This window comes from Paenibacillus sp. FSL L8-0494, from assembly GCF_038003695.1.
Lineage (GTDB): Bacteria > Bacillota > Bacilli > Paenibacillales > Paenibacillaceae > Paenibacillus_AQ > Paenibacillus_AQ odorifer.
In genome coordinates, this window is the sequence record NZ_JBBOPQ010000001.1 from 545776 (window position 1) to 567101 (window position 21326).

A 21326-nucleotide genomic window follows, 5' to 3' on the forward strand; every position below is an offset into this window, starting at 1 on the left:
AATAATTGAAGAAAGTTCTTACCGTACGAACGGAGGAACGCCTGCATTAGGCTCGCAGACACGGTCTTAGGACCGGTTTGACCTGCCATACGTAGGCTTTCCTCCGTTCTTTTTGTGTTACCCAAGGGTTTGTCTGGTACGAAAAAACATGGGGGAGTGGAAGAGATGAAGAAAAAGATGAATAAAGGGCTTCTTGTAGGGTTTAGCTTGTTGCTGACGGCAGGGCTTACTGCTGCTTGCGGCAGCAATAACAATAACGGCAATAGTGCTAGTCCGGCAACAGACGCACCAGCAACAACCCATTCAGCGGAGGCCACAAATGCGGCTGAAGCAACAAAAACTCCATCTAAAGATCCAGTAGAACTACTGAACGTCTCATATGACCCTACTCGCGAATTGTACGAGAATTATAATAAAGCTTTTGCTGCCTATTGGGAGAAAGAAACAGGACAGAAGGTCACCATTAAACAATCCCACGGTGGATCAGGGAAACAAAGCCGTGCTGTGCTTGATGGTCTGGAAGCGGATGTTGTGACATTAGCACTTGGTTATGATATTGATGCCTTGCAGGAAAAGGGACTGATCAATGAGGGCTGGCAAAGTAAATTCGATCATAATAGCTCGCCTTACACCTCGACTATCGTGTTCCTTGTACGCAAAGGGAATCCGAAAGGAATCAAGGATTGGCCAGATCTGCTCAAAGAGGGCGTAGAGGTTATTACACCAAACCCGAAAACATCAGGTGGAGCACGCTGGAACTACTTGGCAGCTTGGGGCTACGCACTAGACCAGAACAATAACGATGAGGCTAAGGCTGAGGAATTTGTAAAAGAACTGTTCAAGCATGTGCCAGTGCTGGATACCGGCGCGCGTGGATCTACGACAACGTTTGTGGAGCGTGGAATTGGTGATGTGCTGATCGCATGGGAGAATGAAGCCTATTTATCTGTGGAAGAGCTGGGACCGGACAAATTTGATATCGTGAATCCTTCGGAGAGTATTTTGGCTGAACCGCCAGTAGCTATAGTAGATAAGGTTGTGGATAAAAGAGACACGCGTGAGGTATCCGAGGCGTACTTGAAGTACCTCTATAGTGAAGAGGGACAAAAAATCGCGGCTGAAAACTACTACCGTCCTACATTAGATAGCGTGAAAGAAGAATACAAAGATAAGTTCCCGGAAATCAAGCTGTTCACATTGGCTGACAAATTCGGAACCTGGAAAGAAACGCAAGAGAAGCATTTTAATGATGGCGGGATCTTTGACAAGATTTATGTGCCAGGTGCCAAATAACAGATGAATGAAACGGAGGATGTAATCATTGAGATTTGTCCCGGTAGGGGCTGATCGGCTAAAAGGCCGAAGGCGAGAAAGGATGAATAGGGGATGAATGTCACCACTACGGCTACACCAGCAGCAACACGGCGCAAAATACTGCCCGGCTTCGGGCTGACGATGGGCTACAGTGTACTATACCTGAGTCTAGTGGTTCTACTGCCACTTTCGGCGCTGCTGTTCAATTCTACAGGTCTGAGCTGGGCGAAATTCTGGGATGTAGCTACGGACCCGCGGGTATTAGCCTCGTATCGTGTGAGCCTGTCGACAGCTGCTGCGGCCGCTTTTGTAGATGCAATTCTAGGACTTTTGCTGGCGTGGGTACTGGTACGTTATGAATTTCCGGGCAAAAGAATATTTGATGCGCTGATCGATCTCCCGTTTGCCTTGCCGACAGCTGTAGCCGGTGTCTCTTTGACGGCGCTCTATGCAGGCAATGGCTGGATTGGGTCTTGGCTTGAGCCGCTGGGATTAAAGGTGGCATTCACTCCGCTCGGGATTACCTTGGCTTTGATGTTCATCGGCATACCGTTCGTTGTCCGGACGGTGCAGCCGGTGCTGGAGGATTTGGACAGAGATATGGAGGAAGCTTCGGCAACCCTTGGCGCAGGCCGCTGGAGAACCTTTCGCTCAGTAGTCCTGCCTGAGCTGTTCCCGCCACTGCTAACAGGTTTTGCTCTAGCTTTTGCTCGGGGCATCGGTGAATTTGGCTCCGTCGTATTCATCTCCGGTAACATGCCGATGAGGACGGAGATTGCTCCGCTGCTTATTATGTCTAAACTGGAGCAATATGATTATGCCGGAGCTACCGCCGTTGCCCTGCTATTGCTCCTCATCTCTTTCTTAATGTTACTTGTTATTAATACACTTCAGCGCTGGGTTCGTAAGACTTCTCGTTGAGGGTAATCTCCGTGACAGCTGACATCCGATCATGTTCAAACTTACTCGGAGACAATTCGTATCTGTTGTCGATACTGCATACTCGAAGTATCTTGTCTTCGTAAAACCCTTAAAGGAGGAATAATTTTGGCCGGTACCGTCCCCCTCTACACCCCCCGGCTACAAAAGAATGCGTCCTCGTCCGCGACAACAGAAACCCCAATTGTAAAATGGGTGTTGATCGGAGCGGCTGGGCTAGTCCTTTTTTGGCTGATTGCTCTGCCATTAGTTGTTGTGTTAACCGAGGCGCTGAAGAAGGGCTGGGATGTATATATAGCTGCCCTGACTGATCCGGATGCCCGCTCAGCGCTGCGATTGACGCTGCTTGTTGCAGCGGTAACGGTGCCTCTGAATACCTTTTTTGGTGTAACAGCGGCGTGGGCTGTAACCAAGTTTCGTTTCCGCGGCAAAGGGTTTCTAATTACCTTGATTGATCTCCCTTTTGCAGTTTCGCCTGTCATCGGCGGTCTAATCTTTGTGCTCGTCTTCGGTGCTAACGGATGGTTTGGTCCTTGGCTAAGCGCACATGATATCAAGATTGTATTTGCGCTTCCGGGTATCGTGCTAGCCACGTTGTTTGTGACGTTTCCTTTTGTAGCGCGTGAGTTAATCCCGCTGATGGAGGATCAGGGTACACAGGAGGAAGAAGCCGCAATTACACTCGGAGCACATGGGTGGCAAATCTTTTTCAGAGTCACACTGCCTAATATTAAATGGGGATTACTATACGGCATTATTTTGTGTAATGCGCGGGCCATGGGTGAGTTTGGTGCGGTTTCTGTGGTGTCCGGGCACATACGTGGGGAGACGAATACGCTGCCGCTGCATGTTGAGATTTTGTACAACGAATATCAATTTTCAGCATCTTTTGCAGTAGCTTCTTTGCTCCTGTTATTGGCTTTGGTAACGATGATTATTAAAAGCTGGTTGTCGCGAAAAAATGCCCATTGACATGACTTTTAGTTCCATGCTAAGTTAATTCATAGTATACTGGTTGGTAATAACGGAATTGAGGAAAAAAGGAATTTAGGCGGATATAATCCTTTGGTGAGAAAGGGAGGCTAGAGAATGGCTAAACCGCTGAAAGTGGACGATTTATGGCTTACGCGGATTGCAGGACTTCTGGATGATATGGAATTTGGCTCATTGCATATTGTGGTGCATGAAGGTCAGATTGTTCAGATGGAGCGTACGGAACGCAAACGGTTTGAGAATAGCAGTGGCAACGCAAATGGACGTTATATTGGTGAAAACGGCGGCCGGCGGGCCGATTCTCAATCCGCGGGACGTTGATTCAATCTCTGGGCAATCATAAAGATATATCTCATCTTTTTGGATAAAAGATTATGGAGTTGTCACATAAGCCACGTAATGGCTGCTGGGGCAACTCCTTTTCTTTGTATGCTTGGATATTCTGGCACGTATGACGCATCCCATCGGACTCAGTTGACGCTAAACGCAGTATTATGCCACATTTGCCACGCTAACGGACCGCATAGCTGCTATTGGCATAAAAAACACCACATATGGACCTGATTCTAAGCAATAACGTCCCTGGAGTCCGAAACCACGCTCCAAAAGCTGAAAAGGCGCAAATAACGTCATCTGGGTCCGTAGGTCGCAAGGAATGATGAGTGTTGAAGCAGACCGCTCATGAGTAAGAACAAAGCAATATGTCATCTGGGTCCGTAGGTCGCAGGAATGATGAGTGTTGAAGCAGACCGCTCATGAGTAAGAACACAGTAATATGTCATCCGGGTCCGTAGGTCGCCGGGAATGATGAGTGTTGAAGCAGACCGCTTACCAGTAAGAACACAGCAATACGTCATCTGGGTCCATAGGTCGCCGGGAATGATCTGTCTTTTTACGACTTTTACAAATGATTCGGCCCGTGGGACAGCTACATATTTTGATGTTGCAGGTACGTTTGTTAATAACGAGGGGCTTGGCGTGAGGCGGATACGCCCTCCATTAACAGGATGAACACAGTGATGGCATGCATAATCCAACCAACGATCGGAATAAAAGCTAAAATCGAGGTGATAATGCCCAGAACGTTACCCATGAATGGTTTATGCTCTCTCTGCAGCACAACAATGGCTACAGCGTGGAGCAAAAAGGCAATGGCCAAAGGGACCCAACCATTTGCAATGATAAAGAGTCCGCCGATCAACGGCAGAGCCAGAAAAGCTTCATAAAGGCATGTTCCCCATTTGAACAGCTTGGCTACAGGAGACATAATGCTTCACCCACCCTTTTATAAATATTGTTACAGATACTATTCCACACAGTCAGTAAAGGAATTCAAGAATATAAAACTTATCCCTCAGTTTCAAAAACATCCCTAGCAGTGAGCCTTGCCTGTGAACCATGCAGTCGTATATAGTGGGAACAGCAATGCTGAACGGAGGAGTGCGGGTGGAAACAACAAGTAAGCTTGATATACGCCATGAACAGCCTTCAGTGGAACAGTATTTGGCGCTGAGAAAAGAAGCTGGGCTGAGTGAAATGAGTGTGGAAGGTGCAGCGATCGGTTTGCCTCGTTCTATTTTTGCGGTAACTTTGTATGAGGAGAATAACCTAATCGGGATGGGGCGGGTGATTGGCGATGGGGGATGTTTTTTTCAGGTCACGGATATCGCGGTCAAGCCTTCACATCAAGGACAAGGTTTGGGAAAGCTGATCATACGGGAAATTAGAGAGTTCCTTAATACTGTACCGGACAAGGCTTATGTAAGTCTGATTGCAGATGGAGAAGCCTCGAAGCTCTACGCACAATATGGTTTTGAATCGGTTATGCCACGTTCTCAGGGAATGTTTTTGCGTCGCTAAGCTAAGGCGAATACATGCTGCTTTTTTTAGTAGAGAGTGCCCCTTGTATTGGTTAAGGGGTTTTTGGTCTGAAAGCGGGTTAGTAGGTGCGATCTGGTTTCGATTGGATCTCAGGGGATAAATAATGTTTAAAGGCTGTAAGGGAAAAGCTATTCAGATGAGCATCAAAAAAATAATTGAGCAGAAGGCTGCACGATAATGGCTTTGCTCGTAGAATGTGAGGAACAACAAGATGGATGTTGTAATATTGGGCGCTTCAGGAACGATTGGAAAGGCAATTGTACAGGAGGCATTAAAAAGAAAACACGAAGTAACAGCTGCGGTACGCAATCCAGAGTCAATAACTCTCGAACACGAGCGTTTACATGTAACAACGGTGGATATTCTTGATCCGGCTTCAGTAGCAGCTGCAGTCCGTGGCCATGAAGAGGTAATCAGTGCTTATGGACCAGGAGCGGGGCAAGAGCAGGATCTGATTACGGCGGCAAAAGCGTTGGTGGAGGGTATGCAGACGGCAGGGTTAAATCGGCTGTTGGTTGTTGGAGGTGCAGGTAGCTTAAAGACTGAAACTGGAGAGCTGCTGATGAATACACCGGATTTTCCGGAAGAGTTTAAACCAGTTGCAGAGGCGCATGCGCAGGCTTATGAGATTTACAAAAATACAGAATTGGATTATACGTATCTCAGTCCTGCTGCGGTAGTTCATCCAGGTCGTCGTACAGGTCATTTCCGCATCGGATTGGACCGTCTTATTCTAGATGAGAATGGTGAAAGCAAGATTAGTGTGGAGGATTTCGCTGTAGCTATGGTGGACGAGCTGGAGGAAGGGAATTTTAGTCGGGCCAGATTTACTGTCGCTTACTGATATCAGACTTGCGCCGGACTTGCGCTCGGACTTGTACTTGGAATTGCGTGTGAAGCTTTGGAACGGTAGATAGCGGAAAGGGGCTAAATCATGTATCTGGTAACTGCTGAGCAAATGAGGCAGCTGGACAGCGAAACGATCCAGCAGCTGGGGATTCCAGCGATTGCGCTGATGGAGAATGCGGGAAGAGTTATCGCCGAGGAGATCATCACGCTTTGCCGGGAGAGAGGCGGGGCAGGCTGCAGGAATGCAGCCGAAAGGAACGATACCGGGCTAAGGGAGGCCGCGCTGGGTGGCACAGGCAAGGCATTTAAGGTCAGCGCAGATCATGCGCTGACGCTTGCCTCTGCCGCAGCCGAGCGATGGTTCATCCTCGTCGGCAAAGGCAACAACGGCGGCGATGGCCTCGCCGCCGCACGGTACCTTCGCGAGACCGGCATCGCCGTCACGCTCGTCTATGCGGTGCCGCCGGAGTCGCTCTCCGGCGAGGCCGCCCTGCAGCGCGATGCGGCTGCAGCCATGGGCCTGCCTGCCGTAGTATACGGCAGGGATCGGCTGGACCTTGCCGAGTGCAGCGGCATCTTGGATGCGCTGCTCGGCACCGGCGGCGCGGGAGCCCCGCGCGGCGCCTATGCGGAGCTGATTGCCGCAGCGAACAGCAGCGGCAAGGTCATTGTGTCCGCGGACATCCCTAGTGGTCTGAACGCGGACACAGGAGAGACGCATGAGCCTTGCATTCATGCGTCAGTGACGGTATGCCTCGCGTTTCTTAAGCGAGGCCTCCTGCAATACCCCGGTGCAGGCGCGGCGGGGCATGTCAAGGTACGGGCCATCGGCATTCCGACTGCTCTGGCTCTTAACAGCGGTGTGCAGGCACACCTGCTGACACCGGAAGTGCTGCATGCCCATCTGGGTGTCGATCTGGCCCGGCGGCGGTCGCCTGAAGGCCATAAGGGTACTTATGGGCATGTACTCCTTGCCGCCGGCACCCTACGGATGAGCGGTGCTGGACTACTTGCAGCCCGTGCTGCGCTACGCACGGGCTGCGGACTGGTGACGTGGGCGCTTCCTAAGAAGCTGTTACCTTCCGTCATCGGTGTTGTTCCTGAATTGATGCTGGCTGATGTAGGTGGCAGTGAAGAGGGAAACTGGGTGGCTGAGACCGTGTCAGAGCTACTGAAGTTAAGCGAAGAGCGAGATGTAATAGCTGTGGGTCCTGGTCTTGGACGGTTTCCGGGAGATACAGATTGGCTTCGCAGTCTTTGGGAAGGCAGTGATTGCCCGCTGGTTATCGATGCGGATGCCTTAAATATTCTGGCTGACTCCGATTATAAGAGTTGGGTGCGGCGTCATTCTGTAATTCTGACCCCTCACCCAGGTGAGATGGCTCGTCTAGCCAACCTAACTACGGCTGAGGTCCAGCGTGACCGGATCGGTCTGGCTATGGACTATGCCAAGGAGCATGGGGTTACACTTGTGTTAAAAGGAGCGCATACCGTGATAGCAACTCCTGAAGGGCAAGCTTATGTAAATACCACAGGCCATCCCGGCATGGGCACTGGTGGAGCCGGTGATGTGCTAACGGGCATGATTTCCAGCCTGCTGGCTCAGGGACTTCATGCTACGCAGGCAGCAGCTTTTGGGGTATACCTGCACGGATTAGCAGGAGAGAGAGCAGCCCGTCAGCGGAATAATCCGGCGGCTATCATTGCCGGAGATATCATTGAAGCGCTTTGAATACACCTAATAAGGCTTATGACAACAGTAAACAGAGCAGTGGCAGAAACAGCGCGAATACTGGCAGCAACAGAGGGAATCTTTCCACACCAAGCTGGGTCACTCGAAGAATGAGCAGTCCCAGAATTCCACCCAGACCCCATAGCAGATACTCTGCACCTTGTTCCGCTGCCAGCCATAAACCTGCGCCGAAACCCGTGACGACGTATACAGCCAGAGGCAGGATTTGCGATTTCGAACGCAGAATATGCAGCAGTATATCCGCTACTAACGCCGCAGGCAATCCATAAGCATAAATGGCATAAGGAATCGATAGTGGCCAGCCTTCAGGGATTCCGTCGGATTGTGGAAATCCAAGCATAAGTAAGGTAACAAGGACGTAGGTTAACCCTGCGCAGGCTAATTTGGTTAATGCGTACATGCCACTGCTCAGGCGGACAGAAGAGATATCATAATCGTTTATCTTATTCATTTGATATACATTCCTCTCGTGGTGTAATGCATCAGCTGGTGACCATGTCTCCACCATTGACATGAATACATGTCCCGGTAACATACGAAGAATCCGGTCCCGCTAAATAAAGATAGGCTCCTGCTAACTCATATGGCTGTGCGGCACGTTTAAAGGGTGTATCCGTCCCAAATACACTAACCTCATCTGCGGAGTAGCTGGAGGGAATTAGTGGTGTCCATACGGGTCCGGGAGCTACACTATTGACACGAATGCCAGAGTCTACGAGTGATAAGGCTAAAGAGCGGGTAAAGGATACGATCGCACCTTTAGTTGAGGAATAATCTATAAGCTCTTTATTTCCTTGATAGGCAGTAATGGACGCAGTATTGATGATGGCTGCGCCTTTTTTTAGATGTGGAAGTGCGGCTTGCGTCAGGTAAAAGAATGGAAATATATTCGTCTGAAACGTTTGGTAGAGCTGTGCTTCCGTGATATCCAAAATACTTTTTTGTGGATACTGGACGCCATGATTGTTGACGAGGATGTCCAGCTTGCCAAAAGTGCGAAGGGTATGCTCCACAGCCTTGAAGCAGTTTTCCTTATGGCGTAAATCAACTTCGATCCGCAAACAACGTTGCCCTAATTCTTCAATTCGCCGCTGAGTGACCTCTGCATCTGAAGCTTCGTATAAATAAGCTATAGCGACATCTGCGCCTTCCTTTGCAAAAGCAATGGCCGCCGCTTTACCAATCCCGCTGTCGCCTCCGGTGATGAGTGCAATTTTTCCTTTCAGCTTTCCACTGCCGGCAATCTCCGGATCTTCACTGATGGGGCGAGGATTCATTAGACTCTCTAGACCTGGCTGACGGTCTTGGTGCTGCGGGGGAAAAGCAATAGGCTGTTCCTTACATATCGTTTGTTCCCCATAGTAGGGGTAGGTGGGATTCATTTTTACATACACTCCTCCTTGCCTTCTATCTTCCGTATATTTCTATGCATGCGCCTAGAAAAGCGTGCGCTGTTATCCAGTTATACCTGTGTTTATATCCTAGTCGGAGGGGCGTTTGTCCGAGATGAATGATTGGCGAAATATAGATTATTTGAATCACGGAACTCCAGTGCAAAAAGAGGTCTATGCCCTGTTAAGAAAATTAAATATTATGAGTTTGCTGGCCGACTATAACCCGGTGCTGGTTGGCACAGTGCCGCTTGGAATTCAGGTGAAGGGCAGCGACCTGGATATTATTTGTGAGGTTCATGATTCCGTAATGTTTACGGACATTGTTAGTCGATATTTCGGAACCATGGATGATTTTACTAGTGTATCGCGTGTGGTTGATGGGGTCCCTCGAACGAAAATTAACTTTATGGCCGGGGGCTGGCCTATAGAACTGTTTGGGCAGCCGCGACCCACAGCTCTGCAGAATGGTTACTTACATATGATCATTGAAGCGGAAATTCTAGCTCAGCTGGATAATGATTTTCGCCAGCAGATCATTACAATGAAAACGAACGGGTGGAAGACCGAACCTGCCTTCGCGCAAGTGCTGGGTTTGGAAGGTGACCCTTACGAAGCGCTGCTGATGCTGGAGAAGCTTCCGCGGAGTGCTCTTTATGCTTTTTGTCATTCTATACAAGCGAGGGGATAGACATGAATTATCGAGAGATGATTGCAGATGACTATGAAGCTGCCTACCAGCTATGGGCAAATACAGAGGGAATGGGACTCAGCGAAGCAGATTCGAGGCTGGAGATTGCGCGTTATCTGGAGCGTAATGCTGGCTTCAGCCAGATCTGCGAGAATGAAGACGGGCGGATTGTAGGAACTGCATTGTGTGGACATGATGGGCGAAGAGGTTATATGTATCATGTGGCGATTAGTAATGACTGCCGAGGCATGGGCATCGGGCGTGAGCTTGTAAAGCGTTGTCTCGGTAATTTACATACAGCTGGTATTGCAAAATGCCATCTGATGGTTATAGGAACCAATGAACAAGGAAGAGGATTCTGGGAAGGGATAGGCTGGCAGTATAGAGGTGGAATTATGTTATACTCCCAGGATATCTTGTGATACATAAGATGCGAAATGAAGATACTATCTAAGTAAAATATCATTAGATTAGAAGTGGATATATCACAGCAAATGTAACGGTGAACTCCGACTGCCAGTGCAGTATACTATATATGAGTTTGATAATTGCCTATTTGCAGGCAGGAGGTCTTTTATGCGTTTTAAAGATGTGTTTTCAATTATTGGTCCGGCCATGGTCGGGCCTTCAAGCTCGCATACAGCCGGTGCAGCACGGATCGGAAGGGCTGCAAGGCAGGTGCTGGGTGAAGTGCCGCGTGTGGCAGAAGTGACGTTTTTTGGTTCTTTTGCAGCTACTTATCAGGGACATGGTACAGACCGGGCTATTGTCGGAGGACTTATGGATTACGCTACCGATGATCATCGGTTACCCGACTCTCTGGAGTTGGCGGCTGAAGCTGGGATGGAAGTATCTTTTGAGCAAGGAACGGGATTGTTTCCTCATCCTAACACGGTTAAACTGCATCTTATCGGACAAGAGACAGGAAGTGAGCTGACTTTAACGGGGACATCCATCGGTGGTGGAAACATTGAGATCGTCGATGTGGATGGTTTTGGAGTAAAGCTTACGGGAATGTATCCGACGGTATTGATTCATCATATGGATTATTTAGGTGTTCTGGCGAGTGTTACAGAAGTGATGCGTAACGGACAATTTAATATAGGGCATATGTCTCTGGATCGGAAGAATCGCAGCGGTGCAGCCTTAACGGTACTGGAGCTGGATGAAGCTGCTACTCCTGAGCTTATTGAAGCGCTTAAAGCGCTCACTGCGGTGAAATCGGTGAAATTGGTTAATTTAAACGAAGGTAAGCAAGATGAGAAGGGGAAGGAAAGCTTAACATGAATTTTCAAACACTTAGCCAACTGGCTGTATTATGTGAGGAACGTGGCCTCACCATTGGAGCTCTTATGCTCGAAGAGCAAAGCGCGGAATCTGGACGTTCCAGTGAACAGGAATTTGCCACTATGCGTGAGTATTATGGGGTCATGAAAGAGGCTGTTCATCGTGGGATGCATGAAGATACCACTTCGCGCAGCGGCCTTACGGGAATGGATGCCCAGCGTGTAGGAGCCTATAACGCAGCAGATGAACCATGCCTAGGTGGACCCGCTGGTCAAGCAATGGCCTATGCTTTGGCTGTATCCGAGGTTAATGCCTCAATGGGCCGAATAATTGCTACACCTACCGCAGGTTCATGCGGAATTATTCCGGGTGTATTTCTCAGCTGCCAGGAACGGTTTGGCTGGGATGATGATTATATGGTTTCCGGTTTGTTCGCTGCGGGAGCAATCGGTTATGTCATTGCCAACAATTCGTTTGTATCTGGCGCAGAGGGTGGCTGTCAGGCCGAGGTCGGATCGGCCATCGGGATGGCGGCAGGAGCTTTAACCGAACTGCGTGGAGGGACGCCTGCACAAGCAGTGCATGCTGTTGGACTGGCGCTTAAGAACACATTAGGACTGATTTGCGATCCGGTGGGAGGACTTGTAGAGATTCCTTGTATCGTTAGAAACGGATTCGGTGCAGTGACCGCGCTCGCCGCCGCCGATATGGCACTGGCTGGTGTACGTAGCGTGATCCCTTCAGATGAAGTAATCAAGGTCATGCTTGAGGTAGGCTCAGCTATGCCAGAAAAACACCGCGAGACCGCAGGTGGCGGATTAGCACAGACACCTACCGGCCGCAAGATCATGCAGGATTTACGTAAAAAGAAATAATTTTAGAGCATTTTGAAACGTTCCAACTGTTCCCATAAGCCTTCCTTCCGAAGGATTTCTGCTTGTTTGGGTCCCATAAGGTCAAAGTGGGGGAATGGGGAACGATTATGAATATATTTAGCCGGCAGTCCATTTTCCTCACACCAATAGGTTAATCTGGTTAGGTCACTACAGCCTACCTTGGTGACAGTAGTCATGCCGGGAAAACGCGGGTCTAGCCAGTAATGGGTTAAGAAGGCGATTTCTCCTGCGGAGACTGCTTTTTTCCAGCGGGTTAATTCTTCTCTGTTGATGCCGAAGGCCATTACGTCTCCTCCTTATCTAGTATAGTTGACAACATTATAACCCATTGAAAGGGGATTACATCATGAACGGACAGGTAAGAGCCGATATTCGTCCTGGGCTTGAAGTGGATATTGTGCTTAAGCAGGATCAGCCGACGGGTAAGCTAACACATGGAACGGTGAAGGATATTCTCACCAACTCACCTCGACATCCGCATGGCATCAAGGTGCGTTTAACCAGTGGACAGGTAGGACGAGTTAAAAATATTGTTGCTAACTAATAATAAAATTCACCTTTAATTTAAAAAGCGCCCCTAATCAACTGAGATTGGGGCGTTTTTCTATTTTATCTGCTCATAAAATCCTCAACGGACTGATCGGCCTTGGTCTGATTACATAACGTACAAGCGCAAACGCAATTATCCGGAGTAGTATGACCACCTTTAGCACGGGGCAGCAGATGATCTATAGTGTCTCCATAGGAGCCACAGAAGTAGCAGGTATAGTTGTCTCTGGTCAATATATAAGCACGGAAATCCTTATTGCTGTATATCCTGCGGATGGTTCGGCGATTCACTACGATAGCGGCATGTTCTCTGACTAGAGTAACCGCAAGCTCGTAGTCAATTTCCTGATGCCAGTGCCGTCCTTTATCACTGTGGCCACGCATTAGAATTTTCCCTTTGGCAGAGGGAATCAATTGCGTTGGATCTTTGGGACTCAGTTTCGCGCCTTGAGAATGAGAATGTTTCCTTCGTTGTTCCAAGCCCCGTATGCGCTGATTTGGGTTGGATTGCGGTGAAGAAGCAACCGTGGGAGAAGGCTTTCCTTGTTTGGAGCGTTCCTTGACAGCTGAAGAAGGGGGTTGAATGGTATCAGGTTGTACTGGAATGGGACCTGCTGCAAGAGTGAGATCTATGTTTTGTCGTTGTTTGCGGCACTCCCGACAAGCACCACGGCGAGACTGGCCTTTGGAACGTTTGCCGGTACGTTTACGAAATTCAGAGAGCGGCTTCTGTTGCTGGCAATAGGTGCATTGTTTGGTGGATAAAAGATGGGTATCGTTCATAGATATGTTAGGTTCAGCGCGTCTTTGCGCCCGTCCTGTCTCCTTGTTTTTTAGGATCCAATGTATTTTATTTATTAGATTCAGTCGGCAGGGTTAACATTTCGTTCTAATCTTAGTATAGCGTAAAATACAATCGTTCACATCGCACTCAAAAAAAGCTTAAATACGGCTTTTTGTGTGATATCTATCTTGGTGACGTTCAGGAAAAACATGTAAAATTGAAAAGAGCAGTAAGGAATGCTCTACTTTTTTAACATGGGAAGGGGTATTGAAATGGAACCAACCAAAAGAAGGCCGTTTACGGTAACATTGCTTTATATTCTTCATATATTTTTGGGGGTTGGAGCGTTAGCAGGAGGCGGGTCAATGGTCATAGATCCTAGTGGTGATCTGATACACATGCCCACATCTATGCTGGAAAGATCGCCATTTTCAGATTTTTTAATTCCGGGTATTCTGCTATTCATCGTATTTGGTATCCTGCCCTTGTTTGTGTTTTATGGGTTGATCAAGAGACCAGAATTGCGCTGGGTGAATACTTTGAATCCCTTTAAGAAATTATATAGCTTCTGGGCATTGTCCCTATATATCGGATTTGGGTTAATTATTTGGATTATGGTGCAGACGTATATGTTGAACAGTGTGGCAATCATACATCTGATCTATATGAGTCTAGGGCTTTTGATCCAAGTCTTTACGCTGCTTCCTTCCGTACAAAGTTACTTTTTGCTGGACGGCGGTACCGAAAGACGTTAAAATTGCAGTGAACAGAAGGTATCAGAAGGTATTTCATTAGTCTGGGCAAGGAGTGAACCGGATTGACAACTATATATGATATTGCCAAAAGAACCGGTTACTCTCCTACAACGGTATCCAAGGCGTTTAATAATTATTCCGATGTACGGGAGAAGACTCGCCAGGAAATTTTCCGGGTTGCCCAAGAAATGGGATATTTGCCGAATTCCCATGCCCGTACACTGACTACTAAGAAATCATGGACCATCGGTGTATTGTTTGTAGAGAATACGGGATTTGGTATTCGCCATCCCTTTTTTAGCGCTGTGATTGAGAGCTTTAAGAAGGTTGCTGTGGATAAGGGGTATGCCCTCATGTTTATTTCCAAGGATGTTGGAGGTAAACAAAGTGGTTATTTGGAGAATTGCCGAATTCGTGGTGTAGATGGTGTTGTCGTATTCTTGTCTGATTACGAGGACCCTTATTTCCGTGAGCTGCTAGAGAGTGATATTCCTACTGTGATTCTGGATTTTGAGACTACGCAGTCGCATACGGTATGTTCGGATAATACGGCTGGAGCTCAGCTTGCGATAGAGTATTTAGTTTCTTTGGGTCATCGCAAGATTGCTCATATTTCCGGAGGTATGAACACTTTCCCTGGTAAAACCCGGGAGTTAGGATATAAGAACGCTATGAAGCAGCAGGGGCTTGAAGTGCCGGAATCCTATGTTGTGAATGGAGCTTTTTATTCTCGTGAAAGTGGTTATCAAGCGATGCTGGAGCTTCTTAAGCTGCCTGATCGGCCAACCGCTGTTTTTGCTTCTGGTGACATGTTAGCTTTAGGGGCTATTATGGCGGTAAAAGATAGTGGACTTTCCGTACCGCTGGACATTTCAGTTGTGGGGTACGATGATATTGATCTAGCTGAGTATGTTACACCTGCATTGACAACCATTCGTCAGGATACGGAACTTTTAGGAAGCCGAGCAGCGGACATTCTTTTAGCATCGATTGAAGGGAAACAGTTGGATAAGGAAGCGGTTCTAGTTCCGGTAGAAGTGATCGAACGGGAATCCTGTGCGCCTCCGAGCGGAAATTAGGGCTGTATCAAATTCCATAAGTACAGAGAGCAGGCTGCTGCCCACAGGATAAATCTTGACGAAAAGAAAAGAGTCCTGATAAAGTAGAGGACATCATAGCTCGAATTCTTCCTATGTGGTATTTGCTACAGCTTATTCAGAGGAATGGGGCTATAATGGGTATATTGTTATGCCGCTTTTTTTTCCTGCTCTTCGTTAGATCATTTTTTTTCGCAACATTCGAAACCGGTTTCGATTTTAAGTTTCGAATGAGCTGAAATCAAAGTTTACCGAAGGCTTCCTTGAATTTTCTCAAACGTTTCAGTGGCCCATCGCTCCGAACCCTAACATCGGATGGTGATCCAGTAAAGACAGTGCTTGTTGTTAGTAACAAAACAATTAGAGGAGATGGATGAAATGGCAAAAGTTCAAACTGTAGTAACTGCAAAAGATACAGGGGAACGCTTAACTCCGAAAGAGGCAATTGTTTTTAGCACAAGAGTTGATTCTGGATCTGCCGATGTAGAGCTTAAGCCAGAGCAGGAGTTCCAAAAGATGATAGGATTTGGCGGCGCTTTCACAGAAGCTGCGGCATATACGTTGTCACGGCTCAGTCCTGAGAAACGGGCAGAGGTTATTCATCGCTACTTTCATCCGGTAGAGGGATTAGGCTATAACATGGGTCGTGTTCATATTCATAGCTGTGATTTTGCGCTTGGAAATTATACTTATGTCGCTGATCATGATACGGAGCTGGCTACCTTTGATATCTCCCATGATCATAAGTGGGTGCTTCCGCTGATTAAGGATGCAATGCAGGTAAAAGGTGGACCGTTCACGATGTTGGCCTCTCCTTGGAGCCCTCCGGCATGGATGAAAACAAATGGTGAAATGAATAATGGAGGATCGCTCAAGCCAGAATACGCTGAAGTTTGGGCACGCTACTATACCAAATTTATTGAAGCTTATGGGAAGGAAGGCGTACCTATTTGGGCGGTTTCCGTGCAGAATGAGCCGGCTGCTGTTCAAGTCTGGGATTCTTGCATTTATAGTGCGGAAGAGGAACGCGATTTTGTTAAAAATCATCTCGGTCCAGTGATGCAGCAGGCAGGCCATTCCGATGTGAACATTGTCATCTGGGATCATAACCGCGATATTATGGTCGAACGTGCTTCGGTCGTGTTGTCTGATCCTGAAGCTGCACAATATGTGTGGGGTACAGGCATCCACTGGTATGGTGGTGAGGAGTTCGACAAGGTAGAGAAGGTACATGATCTATTTCCTGACAAACATCTATTGTTCACTGAGGGCTGTCAAGAGGGCGGTGTCAAGCTTGGCGAATGGTTTACAGGTGAACGTTACGGCAGAAATATGATTGGGGATCTCAATGCATGGACAGAAGGGTATCTGGACTGGAACCTGGTACTGGATGAGACCGGCGGGCCCAATCATGTAGGGAATCTCTGTGATGCTCCAATTATTGCAGATACAACAACAGACGAATTGCACTATAACAGCTCTTATTATTATATCGGGCATTTCAGTAAATTTATCGCGCCAGGTGCGGTACGGATTGGCTTTACTTCTGAAGCGGAAGGAATCCTACCCACAGCATTCCGTAATCCGGACGGCAGCCTTGCTGTCATATTGATGAATGAGAGCGAAGAAGCTCGCACGGTAACCTTGGGGCTTGGCGAAGAGATTGCCAACTGCGAGCTATCCCCTCATTCTATCGTAACGCATCTGATTTCATAAATAAGTAACAGTTTAGGAGGACATTAACGTGAGTAATTATTATTTCGAATCAGGTAATTTTGTAATGGAGCAGTTTGATACAGGAAAGCCTTTCTCTAGTTTCCTGCCAGGTCTTGCAGGTCTTAAGGGAATTCCAATGTGGACTTTTTATGTGAACCGGGGGCAAGCGATTTGCAGCTTTGGAGTACGCGACAAGAACTCGCCAATCATGGAATTTTCTCCAGCAAATATCTCTTATAAAGACGTAGGAACCACCGGCTTCCGAACCTTTATTAAAATAAAAGGCGAGCAAGAGATTTATGAGCCATTTCAATCGGCACGTCCAGATCCTGCCGCCAAGCGGATCATGACCATTTTGCCTAACGGACTGACCCTTGAAGAAAGCCATGCCGGGCATGGGCTGAAGACGACCGTACACTATTTCAATCTGCCTAATGACGATTATGCCGCGTTGGTACGTCGGGTGGAGATTGAGAATATCGGGGGCAAAGAGATTGAACTGGAGCTGATGGATGGTCTGCCTGAGATCTTGCCTTACGGAGTAGAAAACAGCGGCTACAAGGAGATTGGTAACCTGCTGCGCAGCTGGATGGACGTATACAATCTGGAGAACGGTATTCCGTTCTATAAGCTGCGTTCCAGCACCAACGATAGCGCGCAGGTTAGCGAAATCACAAATGGGCATTTCTATCTGTCGTTTACTGGAGAAGGAGAAAAAGTCGCGCCAATCGTTGATTTCGAGCTTATTTTCGGCGGCAATACCTCTCTTACTTACCCAGACCGCTTTGCGGGATTAACGCTTTCGGAGCTGAGTGAGCTTCCACAATATCCAGTCAATAAGGTTCCTTGCGGCTTCAGTGGTGTGGCTAGACGTTTGGCACCCGGCAGCAGCTTGACCCTGAATACTTTGGTTGGGCATGTAAATGACATCGATAAAATCAATAAAAAGGCAGAGCATTTATGCCGAGATGAATATATTCTGTCCAAATCCCAAGAAGCCGCAGGTCTGACAGAGGAATTAACAGAAGACATTGCCACGCACACTTCATCGGCTGTGTTTGATGCTTATTGCCGTCAGTCCTATCTCGATAACTTCCTGCGTGGAGGCTATCCTTTTATTTTTGACAATGGCGGAGATGGCTTTGTGGTTCATTTATATTCCCGTAAACATGGCGATTTGGAGCGCGACTATAACTTCTTCTCGCTTGCCCCAGAATACTATTCACAGGGGAACGGAAACTTCCGCGATATGAATCAGAACCGCCGGAATGATGTGTTTTTTAATCCGAAGGTGGGCAGCTTCAACATCAAAATGTTCTATAGCTTAATTCAAGCAGATGGCTACAACCCACTTAGTGTTCAAGGAACAACCTTTGAAGTGAAGTCAGACAGCAGAGCGAAGGCTGCGGAATGGATCGGAGAAGCGGCTGCGGATCATCAAGCTGAGCTTGTTAAGCTATGCAACAGTCGGTTCACCCCAGGCAGCCTGATCAATTACATTGCGGATCATAACGTTACGTTGAAGGTTAGTGAGCAGGAGTTTCTGTCGGGTCTGCTAGCCCTGTCACAGCAAAACATTGAGGCTGCTTTTGGCGAAGGCTTCTGGTCTGATCACTGGACGTATAATTTGGATCTCGTAGTAGGTTATTTGGACATCTTCCCTGACAAGAAGCAGGAGCTTTTATTTGGGGATAACACTTATGCGTTCTATGACAGCCCAGCATATGTGCTGCCACGTAGTGAGAAGTATGTAATTAGTGATGGAAAAGCCCGGCAATATGGCGCCCTCCTGGAGGATGAGGAGAAGCTGCATAAGCTGAAATGGAAAGCAGGAGATACCCATTGGCTGCGTGCTGAAGGTGGGCAAGGTGCTATTTACCACACCAATCTGTTCGTGAAGATGTTGTCTCTTGCTTTGAATAAATTTGCTACGCTTGACCCTTACGGCATGGGTGTGGAGATGGAAGGCAACAAGCCGGGCTGGAACGATGCCATGAACGGTCTGCCAGGATTGTTTGGCTCCGGAATGAGTGAGACTTTTGAGCTGAAGCGTACTGTAGTCTTTTTGCTGGATGTGCTGAACGGTGCTGAGAATGTACAGGGAGCTGTAAAGCTGCCAGAAGAAATCGCGGAGCTGCTTGAAGCGGTATATCACGCGGTAACTGCTGTCCTAGCAGGAGAAGTGGGACAATTCAACTATTGGGATACAGTAGCTTCAGCCCGTGAAGCTTATAGAGCAAGTATCCGGTTTGGCATTACTGGTGTTGAGTCCGCAGTAACGCTGGAGCACATCCGCGAAGCCCTTTCCAAGTTCCTAGTTAAAATTGATGAGGGGATCAACAAGGCGGTAGAAATGGGCAATGGACTTACCCCCACCTATTTCCGTTTTGAAGCGGAGAAATTCCATCAGGTAACAGATGCTGAGGGTCAGCCAGTCATTAGCGGATACGGACTGCCAAAAACTGTGGTTGAGGAGTTTAAGGCTTATGCCTTGCCTTATTTCCTGGAAGGACCTACCCGCTGGTTGAAAACGATGAAGAACCCGGTGCAGGCAAAAGAGATCTATAATCTGATTAAGCAAACAGAGCTGTATGATCGGGCAACATCTATGTATCAGACCTCTGTTAGTCTAGAAGGTGAATCGCATGAAATCGGACGAATGAGAGCCTTCACACCAGGCTGGCTAGAACGGGAGTCTAACTTCCTGCACATGTCCTATAAGTATCTGCTTGAGCTGCTGAAGGGCGGGCTGTACGAGGAATTCTACGGTGAGCTGAAGACGTCGCTGGTGCCATTCCTTGATCCTGCTGTTTATGGACGCAGTACACTGGAGAATTCATCTTTTATCGCAACTGGAGGCAATCCTGATCCAAATAACCACGGTAGAGGGTTCGTAGCGAGACTTAGTGGATCGACCGCGGAATTCTTAAGCATGTGGAGAACAATGATGGCTGGAAGCCATGTTTTCAGAATGGAGGATGGAGCGCTTACGCTGTCTCTCGATCCGGTATTGCCAGGATGGCTGTTTGATGAAGAGGGCAATCTGTCCTTCACTTTCCTTGGGAATACGGCGGTAATCTATTCTAACCCAAAACGTGAAAATACCTTTGGCGAGAAGAAGGTTAGCATTCAATCTTTGATGCTTGTATACCGTAATGGAACTGTGACTAAAATATCTGGAGCATTCGTGCGCGGTGAAGAGGCAGAGGCTCTGCGGCGTGGAGAAATCGCGCAAATTCAAGCAGTATTAGCATAAAAATAGAGGGGCGAGCTGCGGCTCGCCCTTAAATTTTCAATGAATCCGAAAAATGGAACCTATAATCCGAAATTCAAAGCCTTACGGAGACAGGCAAAAGCAAATACAATGGATACATAAACATTGTAAGCGCTTTAGATTAAATACAGATATAGAGCCTGGAGGTCCAAAGGATGGAGAACAAAAAAAGCATGGAAGTAAGCTCAGCGATGAAGCCGTTAATTCCTGGCAATTTCGAAACCGGTAAAGTAAATCGCAGTCCGCTTTGGAAGAGGTTCATTGCCCAGCGTCATTTGCAGACAATGGCTCTACTCGGCATTGCGTGGATGATAATCTTTAACTACATTCCCATGTATGGAATTATCATTGCTTTTAAAGATTACAACATCGTTAAAACGATTGCAGAAGCCCCATGGGTGGGACTTACACATTTCAAAGAGTTCATGGATGATGACAATCTCTCGAATGTAATTAAAAATACACTCGGCATTAGCTTGTTTAAGCTAATTATCGGATTTCCCTTGCCGATAATCTTCGCTCTATTTCTGAACGAAGTTCGTTCAATGAAATTCAAGAAGACCATACAGACGATTTCGTATTTGCCCCACTTTCTCTCATGGGTGGTACTCGGAGGGATTTTGGCTACATGGCTTGCTGATGTAGGAATTATCAATAACATTTTGCTAGCGCTTCATCTTATTGATCAGCCAATTACATACTTGGCTGAGCCGGGTTACTTCTGGACAATTATTATCTCCTCTGATATCTGGAAAGAACTTGGATGGTCAGCGATTATCTATTTAGCAGCAATTTCTGGTGTATCTCCTGAAATGTACGAGGCGGCGACAATCGACGGCGCGGGCAGATTTCAGAAGATGTGGTATGTTACCTTGCCGGCGATTAAATCGACAATCAGCATTCTCTTCATTCTCGCGGTCAGCGGAGTGCTGAACTCCAACTTTGATCAGATTCTGGTCCTGCGCAACTCACTGAATGATAGTGCAAGTAATGTAATTGATTACTATGTGTACTATACAGGGATTCTCTCAGGCCGCTTCTCTTACTCAACTGCAGTTGGATTGTTAAAATCGGTTATCGCTCTAATCTTGCTGCTGATTGCCAACCAAGTATCTAAAAAAATCAACGATACATCGTTGTTCTAGGATAAGGAGGAC

Annotated in this window: 22 protein-coding genes and 1 pseudogene; 18 read left to right on the forward strand and 5 right to left on the reverse strand. The window is 47.5% G+C overall.

What is annotated here, in order from left to right; translation table 11 throughout:
* Positions 1-165: 165 nt before the first annotated feature.
* The 4 genes from NYE35_RS02545 (at position 166) to NYE35_RS02560 (ending at position 3567) form a co-directional block, all read left to right on the forward strand.
* Entirely contained in the window at positions 166-1293 is a 1128-nt protein-coding gene (locus NYE35_RS02545; protein WP_076101315.1) for a sulfate ABC transporter substrate-binding protein, read from the forward strand.
* Positions 1294-1386: 93 nt separating this feature from the next.
* Positions 1387-2235 (forward strand): sulfate ABC transporter permease subunit CysT, encoded by an 849-nt coding sequence (gene cysT / locus NYE35_RS02550; protein WP_076101316.1) that lies wholly within the window; start codon positions 1387-1389, stop codon positions 2233-2235.
* Between the two features lie 126 nt (positions 2236-2361).
* Complete coding sequence (gene cysW, locus NYE35_RS02555) at positions 2362-3225, forward strand: sulfate ABC transporter permease subunit CysW (protein WP_036682641.1); 864 nt, start codon at positions 2362-2364, stop codon at positions 3223-3225.
* A 117-nt stretch (positions 3226-3342) separates the two neighbouring features.
* Positions 3343-3567, forward strand: a complete 225-nt coding sequence (locus NYE35_RS02560; protein ID WP_036682638.1) for a YezD family protein — start codon at positions 3343-3345, stop codon at positions 3565-3567.
* Between the two features lie 637 nt (positions 3568-4204).
* Here NYE35_RS02560 and NYE35_RS02565 read toward each other — a convergent pair.
* Entirely contained in the window at positions 4205-4513 is a 309-nt protein-coding gene (locus NYE35_RS02565; protein ID WP_094902065.1) for a hypothetical protein, read from the reverse strand.
* Between the two features lie 179 nt (positions 4514-4692).
* Between NYE35_RS02565 and NYE35_RS02570 the strand changes: the two genes are divergently transcribed.
* The 3 genes from NYE35_RS02570 to NYE35_RS02580 all read left to right on the forward strand — a co-directional run bounded on the left by NYE35_RS02570 (position 4693) and on the right by NYE35_RS02580 (position 7708).
* On the forward strand, positions 4693-5106 hold the full coding sequence (locus tag NYE35_RS02570; protein ID WP_254924569.1) for a GNAT family N-acetyltransferase: 414 nt from the start codon (positions 4693-4695) through the stop codon (positions 5104-5106).
* Between the two features lie 232 nt (positions 5107-5338).
* Positions 5339-5971, forward strand: a complete 633-nt coding sequence (locus tag NYE35_RS02575; RefSeq protein ID WP_076101322.1) for an NAD(P)-dependent oxidoreductase — start codon at positions 5339-5341, stop codon at positions 5969-5971.
* A 90-nt stretch (positions 5972-6061) separates the two neighbouring features.
* On the forward strand, positions 6062-7708 hold the full coding sequence (locus NYE35_RS02580) for an NAD(P)H-hydrate dehydratase (RefSeq protein ID WP_094902063.1): 1647 nt from the start codon (positions 6062-6064) through the stop codon (positions 7706-7708).
* A 16-nt stretch (positions 7709-7724) separates the two neighbouring features.
* On the opposite strand, the gene NYE35_RS02585 is transcribed toward NYE35_RS02580, so the two are convergent.
* Both NYE35_RS02585 and NYE35_RS02590 read right to left on the reverse strand, forming a co-directional pair.
* Positions 7725-8180 carry a hypothetical protein gene (locus NYE35_RS02585; protein ID WP_051491252.1) on the reverse strand — a complete coding sequence of 152 codons (456 nt, stop codon included), beginning with the start codon at positions 8178-8180 and terminating at the stop codon, positions 7725-7727.
* A 31-nt stretch (positions 8181-8211) separates the two neighbouring features.
* Positions 8212-9111 (reverse strand): SDR family oxidoreductase, encoded by a 900-nt coding sequence (locus NYE35_RS02590; protein ID WP_038568476.1) that lies wholly within the window; start codon positions 9109-9111, stop codon positions 8212-8214.
* Between the two features lie 124 nt (positions 9112-9235).
* Here NYE35_RS02590 and NYE35_RS02595 point away from each other — a divergent pair, with 124 nt between their 5' ends.
* The 4 genes from NYE35_RS02595 (at position 9236) to sdaAA (ending at position 11973) form a co-directional block, all read left to right on the forward strand.
* Entirely contained in the window at positions 9236-9811 is a 576-nt protein-coding gene (locus tag NYE35_RS02595) for a DUF4269 domain-containing protein (RefSeq protein ID WP_038574055.1), read from the forward strand.
* A gap of 2 nt (positions 9812-9813) precedes the next feature.
* Complete coding sequence (locus tag NYE35_RS02600; RefSeq protein WP_094902059.1) at positions 9814-10233, forward strand: GNAT family N-acetyltransferase; 420 nt, start codon at positions 9814-9816, stop codon at positions 10231-10233.
* Positions 10234-10387: 154 nt separating this feature from the next.
* Positions 10388-11098 carry an L-serine ammonia-lyase, iron-sulfur-dependent subunit beta gene (sdaAB, locus tag NYE35_RS02605; RefSeq protein WP_036682623.1) on the forward strand — a complete coding sequence of 237 codons (711 nt, stop codon included), beginning with the start codon at positions 10388-10390 and terminating at the stop codon, positions 11096-11098.
* Positions 11095-11973: an L-serine ammonia-lyase, iron-sulfur-dependent, subunit alpha gene (gene sdaAA / locus NYE35_RS02610; protein WP_036682621.1), complete on the forward strand. Its 879-nt coding sequence runs from the start codon at positions 11095-11097 to the stop codon at positions 11971-11973. Before sdaAB ends, sdaAA begins: the two co-directional genes overlap by 4 nt.
* 2 nt (positions 11974-11975) lie before the next feature.
* Here the strand turns inward: sdaAA and NYE35_RS02615 are convergent, their stop codons facing one another.
* Positions 11976-12278 (reverse strand): hypothetical protein, encoded by a 303-nt coding sequence (locus tag NYE35_RS02615; protein ID WP_036682619.1) that lies wholly within the window; start codon positions 12276-12278, stop codon positions 11976-11978.
* A gap of 62 nt (positions 12279-12340) precedes the next feature.
* Between NYE35_RS02615 and NYE35_RS02620 the strand changes: the two genes are divergently transcribed.
* Entirely contained in the window at positions 12341-12538 is a 198-nt protein-coding gene (locus NYE35_RS02620) for a YwbE family protein (protein WP_036682616.1), read from the forward strand.
* 65 nt (positions 12539-12603) lie between these two features.
* On the opposite strand, the pseudogene NYE35_RS02625 reads toward NYE35_RS02620, so the two are convergent.
* Positions 12604-12933, reverse strand: a pseudogene (locus NYE35_RS02625) (HNH endonuclease); the annotation flags it as partial.
* A 189-nt stretch (positions 12934-13122) separates the two neighbouring features.
* Here NYE35_RS02625 and NYE35_RS02630 point away from each other — a divergent pair.
* The 6 genes from NYE35_RS02630 to NYE35_RS02655 all read left to right on the forward strand — a co-directional run bounded on the left by NYE35_RS02630 (position 13123) and on the right by NYE35_RS02655 (position 21314).
* Positions 13123-13308: a hypothetical protein gene (locus NYE35_RS02630; protein ID WP_254924567.1), complete on the forward strand. Its 186-nt coding sequence runs from the start codon at positions 13123-13125 to the stop codon at positions 13306-13308.
* Between the two features lie 384 nt (positions 13309-13692).
* Positions 13693-14082, forward strand: a complete 390-nt coding sequence (locus NYE35_RS02635; protein ID WP_235219475.1) for a hypothetical protein — start codon at positions 13693-13695, stop codon at positions 14080-14082.
* A 62-nt stretch (positions 14083-14144) separates the two neighbouring features.
* Entirely contained in the window at positions 14145-15161 is a 1017-nt protein-coding gene (locus NYE35_RS02640) for a LacI family DNA-binding transcriptional regulator (RefSeq protein WP_036682614.1), read from the forward strand.
* Between the two features lie 396 nt (positions 15162-15557).
* Complete coding sequence (locus NYE35_RS02645) at positions 15558-16895, forward strand: glycoside hydrolase family 30 protein (RefSeq protein WP_094902053.1); 1338 nt, start codon at positions 15558-15560, stop codon at positions 16893-16895.
* A gap of 28 nt (positions 16896-16923) precedes the next feature.
* A complete protein-coding gene (locus NYE35_RS02650; protein WP_341120095.1) occupies positions 16924-20151 on the forward strand; it encodes a cellobiose phosphorylase in 3228 nt (1075 codons plus the stop codon).
* A 173-nt stretch (positions 20152-20324) separates the two neighbouring features.
* Positions 20325-21314 carry an ABC transporter permease gene (locus tag NYE35_RS02655; RefSeq protein ID WP_036682605.1) on the forward strand — a complete coding sequence of 330 codons (990 nt, stop codon included), beginning with the start codon at positions 20325-20327 and terminating at the stop codon, positions 21312-21314.
* Positions 21315-21326 lie beyond the last annotated feature (12 nt).

Coding starts and splice junctions, on each gene's coding strand:
- NYE35_RS02545 (WP_076101315.1), top strand. CDS start 166: ATGAAGAAAAAGATGAATAAAGGGCTTCTTGTAGGGTTTAGCTTGTTG.
- cysT (WP_076101316.1), top strand. CDS start 1,387: ATGAATGTCACCACTACGGCTACACCAGCAGCAACACGGCGCAAAATA.
- NYE35_RS02560 (WP_036682638.1), top strand. CDS start 3,343: ATGGCTAAACCGCTGAAAGTGGACGATTTATGGCTTACGCGGATTGCA.
- NYE35_RS02565 (WP_094902065.1), bottom strand. CDS start 4,513: ATGTCTCCTGTAGCCAAGCTGTTCAAATGGGGAACATGCCTTTATGAA.
- NYE35_RS02575 (WP_076101322.1), top strand. CDS start 5,339: ATGGATGTTGTAATATTGGGCGCTTCAGGAACGATTGGAAAGGCAATT.
- NYE35_RS02580 (WP_094902063.1), top strand. CDS start 6,062: ATGTATCTGGTAACTGCTGAGCAAATGAGGCAGCTGGACAGCGAAACG.
- NYE35_RS02585 (WP_051491252.1), bottom strand. CDS start 8,180: ATGAATAAGATAAACGATTATGATATCTCTTCTGTCCGCCTGAGCAGT.
- NYE35_RS02590 (WP_038568476.1), bottom strand. CDS start 9,111: ATGAATCCCACCTACCCCTACTATGGGGAACAAACGATATGTAAGGAA.
- NYE35_RS02595 (WP_038574055.1), top strand. CDS start 9,236: ATGAATGATTGGCGAAATATAGATTATTTGAATCACGGAACTCCAGTG.
- NYE35_RS02600 (WP_094902059.1), top strand. CDS start 9,814: ATGAATTATCGAGAGATGATTGCAGATGACTATGAAGCTGCCTACCAG.
- sdaAB (WP_036682623.1), top strand. CDS start 10,388: ATGCGTTTTAAAGATGTGTTTTCAATTATTGGTCCGGCCATGGTCGGG.
- sdaAA (WP_036682621.1), top strand. CDS start 11,095: ATGAATTTTCAAACACTTAGCCAACTGGCTGTATTATGTGAGGAACGT.
- NYE35_RS02615 (WP_036682619.1), bottom strand. CDS start 12,278: ATGGCCTTCGGCATCAACAGAGAAGAATTAACCCGCTGGAAAAAAGCA.
- NYE35_RS02620 (WP_036682616.1), top strand. CDS start 12,341: ATGAACGGACAGGTAAGAGCCGATATTCGTCCTGGGCTTGAAGTGGAT.
- NYE35_RS02635 (WP_235219475.1), top strand. CDS start 13,693: ATGGTCATAGATCCTAGTGGTGATCTGATACACATGCCCACATCTATG.
- NYE35_RS02645 (WP_094902053.1), top strand. CDS start 15,558: ATGGCAAAAGTTCAAACTGTAGTAACTGCAAAAGATACAGGGGAACGC.
- NYE35_RS02655 (WP_036682605.1), top strand. CDS start 20,325: ATGGAGAACAAAAAAAGCATGGAAGTAAGCTCAGCGATGAAGCCGTTA.